Here is a 17023-nt window from a genome sequence, read left to right as displayed (position 1 = left end):
CGGCTCCCGCTCCGGCAGCCGCTCCGGCTCCCGCAGCCGCGCCCGCGGCTCCCGCGCCTGTCGCCGCCGCTCCGGCCGTCGCCGTGAACGGCGAAGCCGTACCCGCTCCGCTGCCCGGCTCCGTCGTCGCGATCAAGGTCGCGGCGGGCGACTCCGTCAAGAAGGGGCAGGTGCTCGTCGTCATCGAGGCGATGAAGATGGAAAACGAGGTCATGGCGCCCCGCGACGGCGTCGTCGCGCAGGTGATAACCTCCAAGGGCGCTTCTGTCAACAGCGGCGATCCGCTCGTTACGCTGGGTTAAGGGGGTAGCGCTTTGAACATTCTCGACACTTTCGTCGAGTTGGCGAAGAGCTCCGGCATTTACCAGCTGATCGCCAATATCGACTGGCGTTCCGTGGTGATGATAGCCATTTCCTGCGTGCTGCTTTACCTCGGAATAAAGAAGAAGTTTGAGCCGCTGCTGCTCGTCGGCATCGCGTTCGGCATGCTTCTTACAAACCTTCCGCTCGGCGGCGTTTTCCACGCTGACTGGTGGAACGTCACCGACATCAACTACGGCGAGGTGCTCCGCCACGGCGGCGTGCTCGACATACTCTACATCGGCGTCAAGACGGGCGTCTACCCCTCGCTGATATTCCTCGGCGTCGGCGCGATGACCGACTTCGGTCCGATGATTGCGAATCCGAAGTCGATGCTGCTCGGCGCGGCCGCGCAGTTCGGCATCTACGTCGCCTTCGCGCTCGCGATAATCCTCGGCTTCGACGCGCAGGGCGCGGCTTCGATAGGCATCATCGGCGGCGCGGACGGCCCTACGGCGATATGGCTTACGAAATCGCTGAAACCGGAGCTGCTTGCGCCCATCGCGGTCGCGGCGTACTCGTATATGGCGCTGATCCCGCTGATCCAGCCGCCGATAATGCGCGCGCTGACGACCAAGAAGGAGCGCGAGGTCAAGATGGAGCAGCTCCGCCCCGTCTCCAAGACCCAGAAGATACTCTTCCCGATAATCGTAACGATAGTTACCTGCCTGATACTGCCGTCCGTCGCGCCGCTGCTCGGCTGCCTGATGCTCGGCAACCTGCTTAAGGAGTGCGGCGTCACCGACCGCCTCTCCGACACCGCGCAGAACGCGCTGATGAACATCGTCACGATCTTCCTCGGCGTCTCCGTCGGCGCGACCGCCGTCGCGAGCAACTTCCTGAAGCTCGACACGCTCAAGATCATCGGCCTCGGCCTCTTCGCGTTCTGCTTCTCCACCGTCGGCGGCCTCCTGCTCGGCAAGCTGATGTACGTCGTCAGCGGCGGCAAGATCAACCCGCTGATCGGCTCCGCGGGCGTTTCCGCCGTTCCGATGGCGGCGCGCGTCTCGCAGGTCGAGGGCCAGAAGGCGAACCCGTCGAACTTCCTGCTCATGCACGCTATGGGGCCGAACGTCTCCGGTGTTATAGGGTCCGCTGTCGCTGCCGGCTTCTTATACGCGCTGTTCGCCTGATAGGCGGAAATCGGATAACGACCGCTTGAAAGGAGGGACAATTATGACGAAGAAGAACCGCGTCATCGCGACCGTGCTCGCGGTGGTATTCGCGCTCGCCGTCGCGTTGTCCCTCGTTTTTATAGCTGCGGAAGCGGATCACGACTGCTCCGGCGAGGACTGTCCGGTCTGCGAACTTCTCGCGCTGTGCCGCGGCGTGCTCCGCGGCGTGCTCGCGGCGGCGTTCGTCTGTCTTGCCGCGGCGGCGCTGCGTACCGCCGCGCTTTCGCGCTCTGCGCGGAGCGCTTTACGCGCCGCGATCACTCCCGCTTCGCTCAAGGTCAAACTGCTGAACTGAAATAAACTCCGTATTACACAAGGGATAAGTCTGCCCGCGGGGGTGGACTTTTCCGGCGTACGCCGGCCCTTGTGTTTTGCTATACACAAAATCAACAACGATTCACATACGGAGGTTATGAAATATGAAAAAAACGCTTGCAATACTGCTTTCACTGCTGATTGCGGCAGTTGTTCCCGCCGGCTGCGGAAGCGATCCCGCTCCCGCGAGCGATGAAGGGAACGAAAAATTGAGCGTCGTGGCGACGATCTTCCCGCAATACGACTGGATAAAAGAGATACTCGGCGACAAGGCCGACAGCGTCGAACCGACGCTTCTGCTGGATAACGGCGTCGACCTTCACAGCTACAAGCCCACCGCGGACGACATCGTGAAGATATCAAACTGCGATATGTTCGTTTACGTCGGCGGCGAATCCGACGAATGGGTAGAGGACGTGCTGAAAACCGCGAACAACAAAAAGCTGATCGCCGTTAATCTGCTCGAAGTCCTCGGCGACAAGGTCAAAGAGGAGGAAGTCAAGGAGGGTATGGAAGCTGAGCACGACCACGAGCACGAGGAAGGCGAAGAGCACGAGGAAGGCGAAGAGCACGAGGAGGGCGAAGAGCACGAGGAAGAAGGCCCGGAATACGACGAGCACGTCTGGCTTTCGCTGAAGCACGCCGCGTTCCTGTGCGAGCACATCGCCGGCAAGCTCGGTCAGCTCGATCCGGCGAACGCCGCCGTTTACGCGTCGAACGCCGCCGCTTACACGGCGAAGCTCGCCGCCCTGGACGGCGAATACGCCGCGGCGGTGAACGCCGCGCCGGTCAGAACGCTGCTTTTCGCTGACCGCTTCCCGTTCCGCTACCTTGTCGACGATTACGGGCTTGATTACTACGCCGCCTTCGTCGGCTGCTCCGCGGAGAGCGAAGCGAGCTTTGAAACCATAATGTTCCTCGCCGGCAAGGTCGACGAGCTCGGGCTGACCGCGATCCTTCAGATCGAGAGCGCGGACGGCTCCATCGCCCGCACCGTGAAGGAAAGCACGAAGACGAAGGATCAGCGCGTCCTGACGCTCGATTCGCTCCAATCCGTTACTTCGGCGTCCGCCGCCGGCGGAACGACCTACCTTTCCGTTATGAAGGAAAACCTCAACGTCCTGAAGGACGCGCTGAAATAGGGAGGATAAGCTATGGCACTTCTCACCTGTCGGGGGCTCGCGCTCGGCTACGACGGCAGAGAGCTTATCGGCGGGCTCGATTTTGAGGTCCGCGCCGGTGAATACCTCTGCGTCGTCGGGGAGAACGGCTCCGGTAAGACCACGCTTATGAAAACGATACTCGGGCTTCAGCCGCCCCTGCGCGGCGAGGTCCTGACGGGCGACGGTCTCAAGCGCACCGAGATCGGCTATCTGCCGCAGCAGACGGAGGTCCAGCGCGACTTTCCCGCTTCGGTTTGGGAGATCGTCATCTCCGGCTGCGGCAGCCGTATGGGCTTGCGCCCGTTTTACGGCAGGGAGGAGAAGCGGCTGGCGCGTGAAAATATCGAAAAACTCGGGCTTGCGCCGCTGGCGAAGCGGTGCTACCGCGAGCTTTCGGGCGGTCAGCAGCAGCGGGTGCTGCTGGCGCGCGCCCTCTGCGCGACGCGCAAGGCGCTGCTGCTCGACGAGCCCGTCGCCGGCCTCGATCCGAAGGTCACCGCGGAGATGTATGAGCTGATCGCGCGGCTCAACCGCGAGGAGGGCGTCGCCGTCATTATGATAACGCACGACGTTCAGGCGGCGCTGCCCTTCGCCGACCGCGTGCTCCATATCGGCTCGGAGGTCTGGTCCGGCACGCGGGATGAATATCTCGCCTGCGCCGCCGCGCGCGGCTTTCTGAAGGGTGGTGAGGCGTGATGGCGGAGATGTTCGATAAGCTCGCGCTGTATCTGCAATACCCGTTCGTCCGGAACGCGCTGATCGTCGGGGTGCTGATCGCGCTCTGTTCGTCGCTGCTCGGCGTAACTCTCGTGCTCAAGCGTTTTTCCTTCATCGGCGACGGGCTCTCTCATGTCGCCTTCGGCGCCACGGCGATCGCGGCGGTGCTGAAGCTGACCAACAATATGCCACTCGTCCTCGGCGTGACGCTGATAAGCGCGGTGCTGCTGCTGCGCACCGGTCAGCGCGCGAAGATAAAGGGCGACGCCGCCGTCGCGATGATCTCCGTCGGCGCGCTCGCGATCGGCTATCTTCTGATGAATATCTTTTCGACCTCGGGCAACCTTTCCGGCGACGTCTGCACGACGCTTTTCGGCTCGACCTCGATCCTGACGCTTTCGTCGACGGACGTATGGCTCTGCATAGGGCTTTCGGTCGCGGTCGTCGCGGTGTTCATACTGTTTTATAACAAGATATTCTCCGTGACGTTTGACGAGAGCTTCGCGCGCGCGACCGGAGTGCGCGCCGGGTTGTATAACCTGCTTATCGCGGTCGTCGTCGCGGTGATAATCGTGCTGGCGATGAACCTCGTCGGCTCGCTGCTCATCTCCGCGCTGGTGATATTCCCCGCGCTTTCCGCGATGCGCGTTTTCAAGAGCTTCAAGTCCGTGACGCTCTGCTCGGCGGCGCTTTCCGTCGGCTGCGCGCTGCTCGGGATGCTGATCTCGATCGTCGCGGGCACGCCCGTCGGCTCGACCGTCGTCGCTGTCGATATCGCGGCGTTCTTTGTGTTCTGGCTCATCGGAGCCGCGGCAAAAGGAGGTAAATAATGAAAAAAACAGTTTCCGTATTGCTCTGTCTGATGACGCTTTTCACGCTTTGCGCCTGCGGCGCGGAGTCGGAGCGCCCGAACGCCGGCACGACCAGGACCGTGGAAGACGTGCTCAATAACGGGATGTCGTCTTCCGCGCCGGCGCCGGAAAGCGGCTCCGCGCAGGGGCCGTCCTCCGATACGCCCTCGGATTCAAGGTATAAGGAATACGACATAGATCTGACGAAGCTCAGCAGCACGATGGTCTATTCCGAGGTCTACAATATGATGAGCGAGCCGGATGAGTATATCGGCAAAGTTGTGAAGGTCAAGGGCCCGTTCGCCGTGTACGAGGGCAAAAGCCGCAACTATTACGCCTGCATAATCGAGGACGCGACCGCCTGCTGCGCGCAGGGTATGGAGTTCGTTCCCGCCGAAAAACTCGCTTATCCGGAGGACTTTCCTCCGCTTGAAACGCAGCTGACCGTCGTTGGCGTGTTTGATACGTACAAAGAAGGGGACAACGTCTACTGCCAGCTTCTGAACGCCGAGCTGAGCTATTGGAAGGAGTCGCCGGCGGAATAAGAAAAAATGACCGCAATTGCGGTCATTTTTTCTTGACAAAACCGGAACGCGATGTTATTATAATAATACCTAATCACGTTAGATACCTAAACAGAGAAACGGGGGCGGCGAAATGAGCTATTCCGGCGAAGTGCTGCGCGGGCACACCGAAACGGTGATCCTTGCGATCCTGCGCGGCGGCGATTCCTACGGCTACGAGATCCTCAAGCGCATCCTCGACGCCGGCGACGGCATGATAGACATCAAGGACGCCACGATCTACACCGCCTTCAAGCGAATGGAAAAAGACGGTCTGATAACGACCTATTGGGGCGACGAAGGGGAAGGCGGCGCGCGCCGAAAGTATTATTCGATAACCGAAGCGGGGCGCGAATACCACGCGCGCAAGTCGCGGGAATGGCGCGAGCTGAACGTGATCCTCAACAAGCTGATAGGGGGCGACGGAGAATGAGGGAAGAGCTGAAAAAATACGCGTGGCGCAAATTCCGCCGCTATCCGAAGACGAAGGAGATAACCGACCTGCGCGACGAGCTTTATTCGATGATGTGCGACAAGTTCGACGACTGCGTCGCCGCCGGGACGGACGAAAAAGAAGCCGCGCGGCAGGCGCGCGAATTGATGAACGACTGCACCGAGGCGGTGCGCGACGCCGAGCTCGGCAGCTCGATGGGCGCGCTGCGCCGCCTGCTCGTCGGACTGCTGACCTTCAGCGCGGCGTTCATGCTGGCGCTGACCTGCGTTTATCTCTATATCAGTCTGGTGACGCTCAAAAGCTTCGATAAGTCCTGGCTGCTGATGGTCGCCGGCTCATTCGTTTACGTTGTTTACGTCGCGTTCAAGCTGTATAATTACGCGAAGTCCTTCGGTTTTCGCGGTCCGACGCGGCTTGCGTTCGGCGGGATATTCCTCTCGCTCGTGCCGCTGCTTTACGTGCTGCCGAGCCTGACGGCGCAGGTGCTGTTTGAAAGGAACTTCTGGCAAAAAAGCTGGCTGATCGCGCTCGTCATCGCGGCGGTATGGCTGACGGCGGATATGATGCTCTTCGCCCACGGGACGAAGGCGTTCTGGTGGGAGCTCGCGGGGCTCGGTTTCCTCGTGACGACGATAGTCTTTCTGGCGTTTTCCGTTTTCACCGGCGCGTGGAACGTCGCGTGGCTGGTCTACGTGCTGTATCTGGTGATCGTCGCCTTCGCGATATATTTCGCGGAGCTGCGCCGGCGCAGAGCATAAACGAGGCAAAAACAGGCAAAAATGCTTTTGCGGCGGAGCGCCGCGCGTTCCTCACGGGAGGTTTACTTATGAAGAAGATATGCATTTTCGGCGACTCGATCGGCAAGGGCGTCGCCCTGCCGGACGAAGGCAAGTATAAGATAGTCAAGCCGGACGTCGTGCGGCTGACGGGCGAGGAGCTCGAGGTGAAGAACTACGCCGTCTTCGGCTGCACGCTGGAGAAGGCGCTTCCCGTCGTAAAGCGGCACAGCGAGGAGCTCGGGCAGTACGACAGCGTCTTTCTCGAGCTCGGCGGCAACGACTGCGACTTCGACTGGCAGCGCGTTTCGGACGATCCGGAGGGCGAGCACGAATGCAGAACGCCCTGCGGCGTTTTCGAGAAGGCTTACCGGCGGCTGATAGAAATAATCCTCGAAGCGGGCGGCAACCTCGTGATACTGACCTTCCCGCCGATCGTCGCGGAGCGGTACTTCCGCTGGATAAGCCGCGACAAGAACGGCGAGAACATACTGAAATGGCTCGGCGGCACGCATACCATCTACCGCTGGCAGGAGATGTATAACCTGAAGGTCGTCGAGCTGGCGAAAAAGCTGGACGTAAAGCTGATCGACATCCGTTCGGCGTTTCTGCGAGACAGGCACTACGAGCGGCTTATGAGCCGCGACGGCATCCACCCGAACGAAAAGGGCTACGAGCTAATATATAAGACCATCGCGGAGGAGTACAAGCGCGGCAACTTTTCCGGCGTGAACGTGTGATACGCCTTCCCCTTGAGGGGAAGGTGCCCCGAAGGGGCGGATGAGGTGTAGCCGCGAAGCGGCGTAAGCGCCCGCCGCAGGCGGGCTCATAACTGCGTCGAAGCCGTATCATAGTTGTAAACTCTAAACTCAAAAACCGCACCCCTTCGGGTGCGGTTTTCGCTTAACGGTTTACGGTTATGATCGCGCTTCGCGCGGGCTATGAGTTCGCTTCGCGGACGCCTTCTCCCGCCGGCGCGAACTTCGCGTTCGCCGCTTTCGCGAGCTTATAGAGCGCGATCACGAGCAGGGCGAGCGGGATATGCGTGGTGAGCATTATGCCGGTGTAGACGAAGCGCAGCCCCTTTTCCGCGAGGGAGGCGGCGAGGCCTTCGTAAAACGGCACTCCGCTGCCGCTGTATATCATCATATAGTCGGATCCGAGGAAGTGGTTGACCGGTATCGCGACAGCCGCGAGGATCAGCACCGGCACCATGGCGCGGAGCGAATCCTTCCACTCGAGCGCCTTATACCGCGTCGCGAGCAGGAAGACGCCCGTCGCGAACATCGTCGTGTGGAAGAACATCGAATAAAACGCGCCGAAGGTCCAGAAGGGGTAGAAGTTCAGCCCGTTGCAGTAGACGACGCCGACCGCGCCGTAAAGCAGACTTATCGTCGTGATGAAGCTCAGGCAGTACTCCCGCGGCTTGCCCTTCGTCCAGGCGGCGACGAGCAGCGCGTAGATGAAAAGCGAGCAGGTGTATATCGGCAGCAGGCCGTACCAGTTGAAGCCGCGCCCCGTGGTTATATCGTAATAGCTTTCCCACGTTATCTTCGTCGCTTCGAGCAGCACCATCGCTATCGAAAGCACCTTCAGCCCGACGTCGATGCGCTCGCGCCGCGCCCTGCGGAAGGCCCAACAGAGCAGCAGCGTGAGGACGTACGCCAGCGCGATGAAGACGATATGCTCGGTGGAGAAAAAGTCGGAATCGAACCCCTCGATGTTGTATTTGTAGTCAAAGAAGCTGTAGTTCATACCGCGCCCCCGTTGAGTTTATAAGTGTATTATAACACGGTTTGCGCGGAAAGGGAACAGCGATTTTCGTGCGCCGCTTCGGCAGAAACCGCGGACGGTCGCGAACCTCAAATTTTTCGGACGAGCGATGCTCGTCCCTACGCAACCGACAGCGTTCGTCACCCGTAGGGACGAGCATTGCTCGTCCGCGCATTCACGCAGCAAGCCGTGTTCGTTACCCGTAGGGACGAGCATCGCTCGTCCGCGCAATCGCGCGCCCGCGCCGCGTTTGTCACCCGTAGGGACGAGCATTGCTCGTCCGGGGATTGACGCGAAAGCGCCGCGAAAGAAAACGAAGCGTAGCCCCCGTTTCCGACTGCACACTTTCCCGATAACACGACCGTTACCGACAAGATCCTTCGACTCCGGCTTCGCCTCCGCTCAGGATGACAGACCTGCCCGCTGCGCTGTGTGAGATCCTTTGACTCGCTTTACTCCGCTCGGGCCGACAGGCGCGCCGTAAATCTTATTGACTGAACGCCGTAATGATGATATAATTACTCTATACGAAAAATGCGGGCGCGGCGCGGAAGAAAGGGGAAAAGCGAATGGATGAGTACAAGCACGACTTCGCGATGGAGCGCAGGCTGAGAGCGCTCGATCCGGAGCTTCACAAGCGCTTCACCGACGCGGTCTTCTGCCTGCAGCGCATACTGTCGAACTACCAGCTCATCTTCCCGGACTACACCGACCACACGGAGCTCCACTCGCTTACAGTCATCAACTTCTGCAATCAGCTCATCGGCGACGGGATCGGCGCGCTGAACGCCGACGAGATATACTCTCTGCTGATGGGCTGCTACTTCCACGACACCGGCATGGGAGTGACGAAAAAGGACTATGAGGAGTTCTCGCGCGAGATGGACTTCGGCGACTTTTTCGACGCCAACGATCCGGACGATATAAAAAACACCATACGCGCGTATCATCACCAATACTCCTGGTTTTTCATCAGGAAATACGCCGATCTCTTCGAGCTGCCGTCGCAGGAGCACCTGCGCGCGGTCGCGGAGATCGCGCTCGGACACCGCCGCACCGACCTGAAGGATGAAGCCGAATACCCCGTCGCGCTGAAAATGCCGAACGGGAACACGGTCTGCCTGCCCTACCTCGCGGCGCTGATACGCCTCGCGGACGAGATCGACGTCGCCTCCGACCGCAACTCGCCGCTGCTTTACGGCGACAAGGAGGTCGCGAACATCCTTTCTTTCAATATGCACCGCGCGGTACACGGGCTTGAGATAACCGAAGACGCGTTCACGCTGGCCGTCGATTCCTCCGACGCGGGCATTTTTGAAGAGATAAAGAAGATGGCCGTCAAGATGCAGGATACGCTCGACGAATGCCGCGCCGCGGTCATAGGGCGCACGCCTCATAGCATTTCGCAGCAAAAGGTGCTTATCAGGGAGCTTTGACCCGATCGGAACAACGAAAGAAAGGCGGCGGACGCATGGCGCGCACTGGCGTTGACAAAGCGGATAAGGCGATGACGGCTAAGCTCTTTCAGAGCGCGATGATAACGCTGCTCATAGCGGAGCTGACGGGAGCGCTGACCGCGATAATAGACTCCATGCTGACGGGGCGCTTCCTCGGCGCGGGAGCGCTCGCGGCGTTCGGCCTCGGCGGCCCGTATTTCAGCATCGCCTCGATAATCAGCGGCATTCTTATGGTCGGCAGCATCAATATGATGACGAAGGCCGTCGGCCGCGGCGATCTGAAGGGGCTTTCCGGCGTATACTCGCTGACCGTAACGCTCGGCGTCGCGCTTTCCGCGCTGTTCTGCGTCGGCGGGCTCGTTTTCACGGAGGGGCTCGCGGGACTTTTCGGCGCGAAGGCGGCGAGCGCGGAGGTCTTTTCCGATACCGTCGCGTACCTGCGCGGCATATTCATCGGCGCGCCGGGCTTCATAATGTTCGTCGTGCTGACTCCGATGCTGCAGCTTGACGGAGCGACGTCGCTTCCGAAGGTCGCGAGCGTCGTCAACGCCGCCGTAGACATAATCGGCGACCTGCTCAACATCTTCGTCTTTGACGGAGGGATGTTCGGGATGGGACTGGCGAGCGCGATAAGCCACTACGCCGCCCTCGCCGTAGTGCTCCTGCACTTCGCGGGCAAAAAGAAGAGATCGCTCCGCTACTCCGCGAAGGAGATGCGGGCGAAGAATATTGCGCCGCTGCTGAAGGACGGCGCTCCGCGCGCGGTATGTATGCTCGGCCGCGCGCTGCTCCCGATACTGCTGAACGCGCTCGTGCTCCGCATCGCCGGAGACGCGGGCGTGACCGCGCTCTCCGCGAGCACCGGCAGTTCCTTCGCGCTCGGCTCGCTCGGCTGGGGGATAGGCGGCGCGGTGCTGATGATGAGCGGCATAATGGTCGGCGAGCAGAATATCCACGGTTTGAAGACCGTTACCTCTACGGCGTTAAAGGATATACTTATCGGCGTGACCGCGCTTGCGGCCGCGGTATTCTGCGCTTCGCCGTTCATCGCCTCGGTGTTCATACCGGAGGCGGGGGCGACGCGGGATATGGCGACGTCGGCGCTGCGCTGCTACGCGTGCTGTCTGCCGTTCCTCGCGTTCAACGTATCGTCCGCGGGCTACCTGCAGGCGCTTTCGCGCGGCTGGGCGTCGGTGTTTGTGAATATCGGCATAGAGGTAGCGCTTCCGGCGGCCGCGGCTTACGCGCTCAGTTCGTTTATGGGAACGGACGGCGTGTGGCTGGCGTTCCCGATCGGGCAGGCGCTTCTCAGCGCGCTGATAGTGATAAGCGCGTTTGTCTTCAGGGATAAGAGCAGAAGCGGCGCGGAGGCGCATATGTTCCTGCCGCGCGGCTTCGGCGTGTCTGACGATGATCTGATAGAGGCGTCGCCGCAGACGGTGGAGGAGTCCGCCGCCTTCGCGGAACGTCTTGCCGGCTTCTGCGCCGAGCGCGGCGTGGACGCGAAGACCGCCAACCGCCTCGCGCTCTGCGCGGAGGAGATGGCGGTCAACGTCATCAAACACGGCTTCACTAAGGACGGCAAACCGCATAACCTCGCGGTCCGCGTGATAGTCAAGGACGGCGCGCCCGTCCTGCGCCTGCGCGACGACTGCGTGCTTTTCAACTTCAAGGAGAAGGCGGAGAAGTGGGAGTACGATCCGGAAAATCCGGAGAAGGGCGTCGGCATCCGCACCGTCATGGCTGCCGCGAAGGACATCTCCTACACCGCCACGATGAAGACTAACAACCTGATAATAACCGTGTGAGCCGCGGCATGACTTCCGCATAAAAAAAGCACCCCGCAAGGGGTGCTTTTTCTGGTTGCCGAACTAGGATTCGAACCCAGACAAACAGAGTCAGAGTCTGTCGTGCTACCATTACACAATTCGGCAATACCGCGCCTTTTTTCGGACGCAAGTTATATTATAACCGAAAAATCAGAATTGTCAACACTTTTTTGTCGAAAATCCGACTTAACCGGTCTTGTCCGCTCACGCCCCGCGGTTTTTGCCGAAAAAACGCGCCGCGGCGCGCCCCCGGTCGAATTTCCCCTTGAAATTGCGGCGGTTGTATGGTATCATTAACATAAGGGATTGCGGCGCGGCGTCGTTCCGCGCCGGCAAAACGCGAAAAGAGAAGGAAAAATGCTTATGGGCTCATGGCTGCCTTCGGGTGATTTTCTGAATACGATGTTTACGAATCCGGTGCTGCTCATAGCGGTACTGCTGACGCTCGCGGGCGTCTTCGTCAACGGCTGGACGGACGCGCCGAATTCGATCGCGACCTGCGTTTCAAGCCGCTGTATGCGGCCGCGCGCGGCGCTGCTTATGTGCGCGTTCTTCGACTTTCTCGGCGTTTTCCTGATGAGCGCCATCAGCGGAAAGGTCGCCGGCACTATGTCGAAAATGCTCGATTTCGGCAGCGACAGACACGTTTCGACCGTCGCGCTCTGCGCCGGACTCGTCGCCGTCGTCGTCTGGGCGGTAGTCGCCTGGGCGTTCGGACTGCCGAGCAGCCAGAGCCATTCGCTCATCGCGGGAATTTCCGGCGCGGCGATCGCCGCCGTCGGCAGCTTCAAGGCGATAAACTTCGGCGAGTGGCAAAAGGTGCTTTACGGCCTCGCCGTTTCGATAGTCGTCGGCGCGATCCTCGGATTCATATACACGCGTTTCATCGGCTTCATCTTCCGCCGCGCCGACCGCCGCCGGCTCGACCGCCCCTTCAAGCTGTCGCAGATCGGCTCCGGCGCGTTCATGTCCTTCATGCACGGCGCGCAGGACGGTCAGAAGTTCATCGCGATAATGTTCATCGCCGCCTGTATGACCGGAGGCGAAAGCACCTCCGAAACCGCCGTCCCGTACTGGATGATGCTTGCCGTCGCGCTTGTAATGGGTATCGGCTCGGCGTTCTGCAGCACGCGTATAATCAAGTCGGTCGGCATGGATATGGTCAAGATGGAGCGTTACGAAGCGTTTTCCGCTGACTTCGCGGGCGCGACCTGCGTGCTGATCGCCACCCTGACCGGACTTCCCATCAGCACTACCCACGCGAAGACCGCCGCCATCATGGGCACCGGCGCGTCGAAGCGTCTGACCAACGTCAACTGGGGGCTTTCAAAGCGCCTTATATATTCGTGGTTCATCGTCTTTCCGTTCTGCGGCGCCATCGGCTACGCGCTGACCTGGCTCGCGCTTCGTATATTTTAAGTGATACGCCCTCGCCTCAAAAGGCGATGTTTTAGGAGGAAGCTATGGCAAGAAAAAAAGGATTTGATTACTTTCGCGCGTTCTATGAAATGACCGTCTGCGCGGTCGAAGCGGCGGAGCTGCTCGAAGCGGAGATCACCGACTTCCACCCCGACAAGGTCGAGGAAACGCGCACGCGCCTGCACGTCATCGAGAACCGCGCCGACCACATCAAGCACGAGATCATCGACAACCTCTCGCGCGAGTTCGTCCCGCCTATCGAGCGCGAGGACATCGCGCACCTCGCCGGCGAGATCGACGAGGTCGTCGACTGCATAGAGGACGTCTACCTGCGCATTTATATGTATAATATGAAAGAGGTGCCGCCCGCGGCGCAGCGCTTCACCAAAATCATCGCCATGTGCTGCCGCACCCTGCGCGACGTTATGGAGGAGTTCCCGAAGTTCCGCAAGTCCGAGCGCATCGGCGCCCTCATCATCGACGTCAACAGCATGGAGGAGGAGGGCGACAAGCTCTACGTCGAGAGCATGCACTCGCTCTACGCCGAGTGCGCCGACGCGACCAAGCTCCTGCCGCTGACCTACTGCTACGAACGCCTCGAGAAATGCTGCGACGCGTGCGAACACGTGGCGAATGTATGCGAGAGCGTCATCATGAAAAACAGCTAAGACGACGAAATGTTATTTTCAGCCCTTTGCGGCTTGTCGTCCTCGGCAGGCAATAGCCTAGCCGTCGTCCTTCCGCGCCGCAAATCATCTGAAAATACCATTTCTCCGCGCTGCTTGAGGTCGGTAAATTGAAATCGCGTTTGAGCGGCGCGCAAACCGTAGAGGCGATTATCAATCGCCCGCGCATTGACGCTGAACACCTGTCATCCTGAGGGCGAAGCCCGAAGGACCCCACGCCTTATGCAGCCGTCTGCAGAACGGCAGGGGATTCCCCGTCGGCGCGTTCGCGGCTCCTCGGAATGAGGTAACGCATCACAAACACGACAAAGGAGCGTTTATCATGAAAACCAAACGCGTGATCTCTATCCTCGCGCTGCTGCTTGCGGCGCTGCTTCTTTTCGCCGCCTGCGGCGAAAAACCCGCCGCGCCCGCGGGCTCCGAAGCCGGCGGCTCGGCCGTCGGATCCGGCGGCGAACAGGGCGGCGAATCCGGATCCGGACCGGAGAGTTCGTCCGCCGCGCAGCGTCCGACCGCCGGCGGCGTACCCGTCGAGATCTACGATCTCTGCGCCGAATACCCCGAGGGCATGACCGAGAACGAGTATAACGGCATGCTCGGCGTGTATAATTACTACACCGCCGCGGGCACCGACCTGAATATCTGCGTCAGCGGCCTGAGCGAAAACTTCGAAATCGATTCATACATCGCCAAATCCGTCCTCGCGAGCAACAGCGGCGTCGACGCCCTTTCCGACAAGGTCGTCAACGGCACGACCTGGCGCGCGAGCGACAACGGCAAGAAGCTTTATATGGCCGCCGCGACCGACGACGCCGTCTACGAAGTCGTCCTCACGCGCGGCAGCAACGCCGCCGAGTACGAGAAGATGGAAGATATGGTCCTCGAGACCCTCTGGCTCGGATAAGCGAATGCGTAGGGACGAGCATCGCTCGTCCGCATGCCTTCCCCTTGAGGGGAAGGTGTCATCGGCGCGGATGCGGCGATGACGGATGAGGTGCAGCGGCTTGCCGCGAACTCATAACTTAAAGAAAACCCCGTCCGATCTGGGCGTGCAGATAAGGGATACGCCGGTCTTAAAAAGGATCTTTTCGCGCCGGTCGGCGTTGAAAGCGCTCGGAATACATACAGTATTCCATCGCGCTTTCGCCTTGACCGACACAAAAACCTCTCTTTTTAAGATGCGGAGCAGTTTTGAACGAGATGTTTATCGTTCAGGCAAAACAACAAAACAGCGGTCATACTTGATGTATGGCCGCTGTTTTTTGTAAAGCTTGGGCGGGAAACAGCCATTCAAAACCCGACTTATCCCTTATCTGCACGCCCTTTGGACGGGGTTTTTGAGTTTAGAGTTTAGAGTTTAGAGTTTAGAGTTATGATCGCCCGAACGGGCGATATATCATTGTCCTTCTCCCGCGCGCGTCAGCGCACGCGGACGATTACAGCTCCGTCGCCGTCGAAGCGCGGGGAGATCCTCACGCCGCCTTCGGAAGCTTCGACCTCCGCGTCGCCCCAGAGCAGCCGCGCTTCGGAAACGCGCTCAAGCCCGAGCTCCGCGGCGGTGAAGAACTCCTCGCCCGCTCTGTCCTCCGCCTCCGCGAAGAGGCATACGACCGAGCCCTCGCCCTTGAGCGTATGAATATGCGCCGTCGGCCCGTGCCCGTCGAACGCGCCGCGGGTGAAAAACGGCTTCAGCTCCGCGTAGACGGCGGCCGCGTTGCGCATCAGCTTCTTGTGCGCGTCGTCGAGGTTGCCGTAGCTGCCCACGCCGAGGTGGCGCACCAAGCTTGCGTAAAACCAGAAGACCTCCGCCTTGTCGCCCGCGCCGGTCAGGTCCATATGCAGATAAAGCGGCTTGTCGTAGGCGAGGTTGTACCAGTAGAGATTCTGCACGCGGCCGTTGGCGTAGTCCTCCAGCGGCTTCCACATATACTCGAAGCCCCAGCGCTCGTGGTGGCTCGCGCCGAAGCAGTATATCGGGTAGTAGCAGCCGCCGGAGCTGTACCAGTCGTGGCTCTCGATCAGCAGGCCGGGGCATTCGGCTTTGAGCCGTTCCTGCCCCTCGACCAGCGCCATAGTGCCGTAGTAGGCGTCGGAGGGGACGGGATGCTGATGATTGCGCGACCGGCAGGGCACGTCGAGGTTCATGAAGTCGTAGCTGAAGAAGCTCACGCCGCTGTCGGCGAGGTATTTGAGGCGGTCGTAGCGCAGCCGCTTATACTCGTCGGAGCAGGGGCATACGCCGATGGGATGCCACGGGTCGCCGGCGATGACGGAGCCGTCCTCGCCGCGCATATAAACGCTCTCCGGCAGGCAGTCGCCCTGAACGTGCATCGCGATCAGCGCGCCGAGCCCGAGCCCCTTTTCGCGCAGCGCGGCGGCGAGCTCCGCGGGCTTGCGCAGGCGCGCCTCGTCCCATTCGAGCGAGCCGAAGACCTTGTCCCAGCCCTGATCGAGATATATCAGTCCGCAGCGCAGGGCGTTCGCGTAGTCCGCCATCTTGCCGGTAAGGAAGTCGAAATCCATTCCGTGGCACTCGCCGATCTCCGGCGGCGCGAGAAACCAGGATTCGTAGAATACGCAGTAGTTCGTCGGCGGGTCGTAGTCCGCCGGCAGAGTCACGCCGTTTTCGCGCATAAACTCGCGGTAGAAGCGGAAGCCGTCCTCCGCGCCGCCCTCAAAGAGCATATAGCGCGTGAAGCGGAAGTCGACGCGCGTTCCGTCCGCGTTCTCTTCGCGCGGTGGCGCGATGCCGAAGCGTGAGACGTACGCCGCGCCGCCGAAAAGCAGCTTGCCGCCGCTTCGGCGCAGAGAAATCCACACGGGGCGCAGGTCGGAGGGGTGCTTCGCCACGCAGACGCCTTCGTCTCCGCGCGAGAAGGTGACGCCCTCCCATTCGCCGCCTTCGCCGAGCTCGTCGGCGCCGAGGACGCGCGGCTTTTCGTTCGGGTCGCCCATCGGCACCCGCATGAAGCCGGCTCCGGCGGCGGGGCAGGTCAGCAGCAGGAAGAAGCCCTCGGGCGAGGCGTCCTTCGGGCAGGTGAGGATAACGCGGTCGTCGAAGAAACCGCCGCCGAAGCGCAGCTCCCACTCGATCGCCGCGCCGTTCGCCGCGAGGGAGAGGATAACGCCGTCCGGCGTTTCGGTCACGCCTTCGAGCGAGGGCGCGGTTACGTCCGCGCCGCCGGAGCGGAGCGCGAAGCCGTCCGCGACAAGGCGTTCGCCGCGGATGAGCGTAAGCCCGCGCAGGCGGGCGTCGTGATCGAGCATCAGCGTGAATTTTCCGCGTGTGTAGGTGCTCTGCATAAGGAAGGACTCTCCTTTCTTAATGAAGTCGCGGGCTGCGCCCGCTGATGAAGACGCCTTTGGCTAATGAAGAAATGAAGTCGCGGGCTGCGCCCGCTGATTGAGGAACAAATTGCCGCAGGCAATTTGAATATATTCAAATCGGCTTCGCCGATTTGCTCCTTTCTTAATGAAGTCGCGGG

At 60.6% G+C, this 17023-nt stretch carries 17 protein-coding genes and 1 tRNA gene; 15 read left to right on the top strand and 3 right to left on the bottom strand.

The features are described from left to right. The 10 genes from IJL83_02695 to IJL83_02650 all read left to right on the top strand — a co-directional run. A partial coding sequence (locus IJL83_02695) for a biotin/lipoyl-binding protein (GenBank protein MBQ6552506.1) occupies window positions 1-302 on the top strand: 302 nt, incomplete at its 5' end. A 99-nt stretch (window positions 303-401) separates the two neighbouring features. Continuing rightward, window positions 402-1493: a sodium ion-translocating decarboxylase subunit beta gene (locus tag IJL83_02690; GenBank protein ID MBQ6552505.1), complete on the top strand. Its 1092-nt coding sequence runs from the start codon at window positions 402-404 to the stop codon at window positions 1491-1493. A 43-nt stretch (window positions 1494-1536) separates the two neighbouring features. Next, window positions 1537-1830, top strand: a complete 294-nt coding sequence (locus tag IJL83_02685) for a hypothetical protein (GenBank protein MBQ6552504.1) — start codon at window positions 1537-1539, stop codon at window positions 1828-1830. Window positions 1831-1954: 124 nt separating this feature from the next. Further along, entirely contained in the window at window positions 1955-2992 is a 1038-nt protein-coding gene (locus IJL83_02680) for a zinc ABC transporter substrate-binding protein (GenBank protein ID MBQ6552503.1), read from the top strand. Between the two features lie 12 nt (window positions 2993-3004). After that, on the top strand, window positions 3005-3709 hold the full coding sequence (locus tag IJL83_02675; GenBank protein ID MBQ6552502.1) for a metal ABC transporter ATP-binding protein: 705 nt from the start codon (window positions 3005-3007) through the stop codon (window positions 3707-3709). Window positions 3710-3717: 8 nt separating this feature from the next. Then, entirely contained in the window at window positions 3718-4560 is an 843-nt protein-coding gene (locus tag IJL83_02670; protein MBQ6552501.1) for a metal ABC transporter permease, read from the top strand. Next, window positions 4560-5126 (top strand): hypothetical protein, encoded by a 567-nt coding sequence (locus IJL83_02665; GenBank protein MBQ6552500.1) that lies wholly within the window; start codon window positions 4560-4562, stop codon window positions 5124-5126. The genes IJL83_02670 and IJL83_02665 overlap by 1 nt, the downstream gene beginning before the upstream one ends. 112 nt (window positions 5127-5238) lie before the next feature. After that, window positions 5239-5577, top strand: coding sequence for a PadR family transcriptional regulator (locus tag IJL83_02660; GenBank protein MBQ6552499.1), 339 nt, complete (start codon window positions 5239-5241; stop codon window positions 5575-5577). Beyond that, the gene (locus IJL83_02655) at window positions 5574-6356 is read left to right on the top strand and encodes a hypothetical protein (GenBank protein ID MBQ6552498.1); all 783 of its coding nucleotides are present in this window, start codon (window positions 5574-5576) and stop codon (window positions 6354-6356) included. Before IJL83_02660 ends, IJL83_02655 begins: the two co-directional genes overlap by 4 nt. 68 nt (window positions 6357-6424) lie before the next feature. Next, window positions 6425-7114 carry an SGNH/GDSL hydrolase family protein gene (locus tag IJL83_02650; protein MBQ6552497.1) on the top strand — a complete coding sequence of 230 codons (690 nt, stop codon included), beginning with the start codon at window positions 6425-6427 and terminating at the stop codon, window positions 7112-7114. 199 nt (window positions 7115-7313) lie between these two features. On the opposite strand, the gene IJL83_02645 is transcribed toward IJL83_02650, so the two are convergent. Further along, on the bottom strand, window positions 7314-8129 hold the full coding sequence (locus IJL83_02645) for a YwaF family protein (protein ID MBQ6552496.1): 816 nt from the start codon (window positions 8127-8129) through the stop codon (window positions 7314-7316). A 587-nt stretch (window positions 8130-8716) separates the two neighbouring features. Between IJL83_02645 and IJL83_02640 the strand changes: the two genes are divergently transcribed. Next, a complete protein-coding gene (locus IJL83_02640; GenBank protein MBQ6552495.1) occupies window positions 8717-9583 on the top strand; it encodes an HD domain-containing protein in 867 nt (288 codons plus the stop codon). Between the two features lie 35 nt (window positions 9584-9618). After that, window positions 9619-11412: an ATP-binding protein gene (locus IJL83_02635; GenBank protein ID MBQ6552494.1), complete on the top strand. Its 1794-nt coding sequence runs from the start codon at window positions 9619-9621 to the stop codon at window positions 11410-11412. A 52-nt stretch (window positions 11413-11464) separates the two neighbouring features. Here IJL83_02635 and IJL83_02630 read toward each other — a convergent pair. Next, window positions 11465-11538, bottom strand: a tRNA-Gln gene (locus IJL83_02630). Window positions 11539-11796: 258 nt separating this feature from the next. On the opposite strand from IJL83_02630, the gene IJL83_02625 reads away from it, so the two are divergent. The 3 genes from IJL83_02625 (at window position 11797) to IJL83_02615 (ending at window position 14442) form a co-directional block, all read left to right on the top strand. After that, complete coding sequence (locus tag IJL83_02625) at window positions 11797-12852, top strand: inorganic phosphate transporter (GenBank protein MBQ6552493.1); 1056 nt, start codon at window positions 11797-11799, stop codon at window positions 12850-12852. 44 nt (window positions 12853-12896) lie between these two features. Next, entirely contained in the window at window positions 12897-13520 is a 624-nt protein-coding gene (locus tag IJL83_02620; GenBank protein ID MBQ6552492.1) for a DUF47 family protein, read from the top strand. A 340-nt stretch (window positions 13521-13860) separates the two neighbouring features. Beyond that, window positions 13861-14442 carry a hypothetical protein gene (locus IJL83_02615; protein ID MBQ6552491.1) on the top strand — a complete coding sequence of 194 codons (582 nt, stop codon included), beginning with the start codon at window positions 13861-13863 and terminating at the stop codon, window positions 14440-14442. A 515-nt stretch (window positions 14443-14957) separates the two neighbouring features. Here the strand turns inward: IJL83_02615 and IJL83_02610 are convergent. Continuing rightward, window positions 14958-16841 carry a hypothetical protein gene (locus IJL83_02610; GenBank protein MBQ6552490.1) on the bottom strand — a complete coding sequence of 628 codons (1884 nt, stop codon included), beginning with the start codon at window positions 16839-16841 and terminating at the stop codon, window positions 14958-14960. Between the last annotated feature and the right edge of the window lie 182 nt (window positions 16842-17023).

The organism is Clostridia bacterium (assembly GCA_017438525.1).
Lineage (GTDB): Bacteria > Bacillota > Clostridia > Oscillospirales > RGIG8002 > RGIG8002.
The sequence above is the reverse complement of the archived record's forward strand: the minus strand, read 5'-3'. Positions and strand labels throughout refer to the sequence as shown.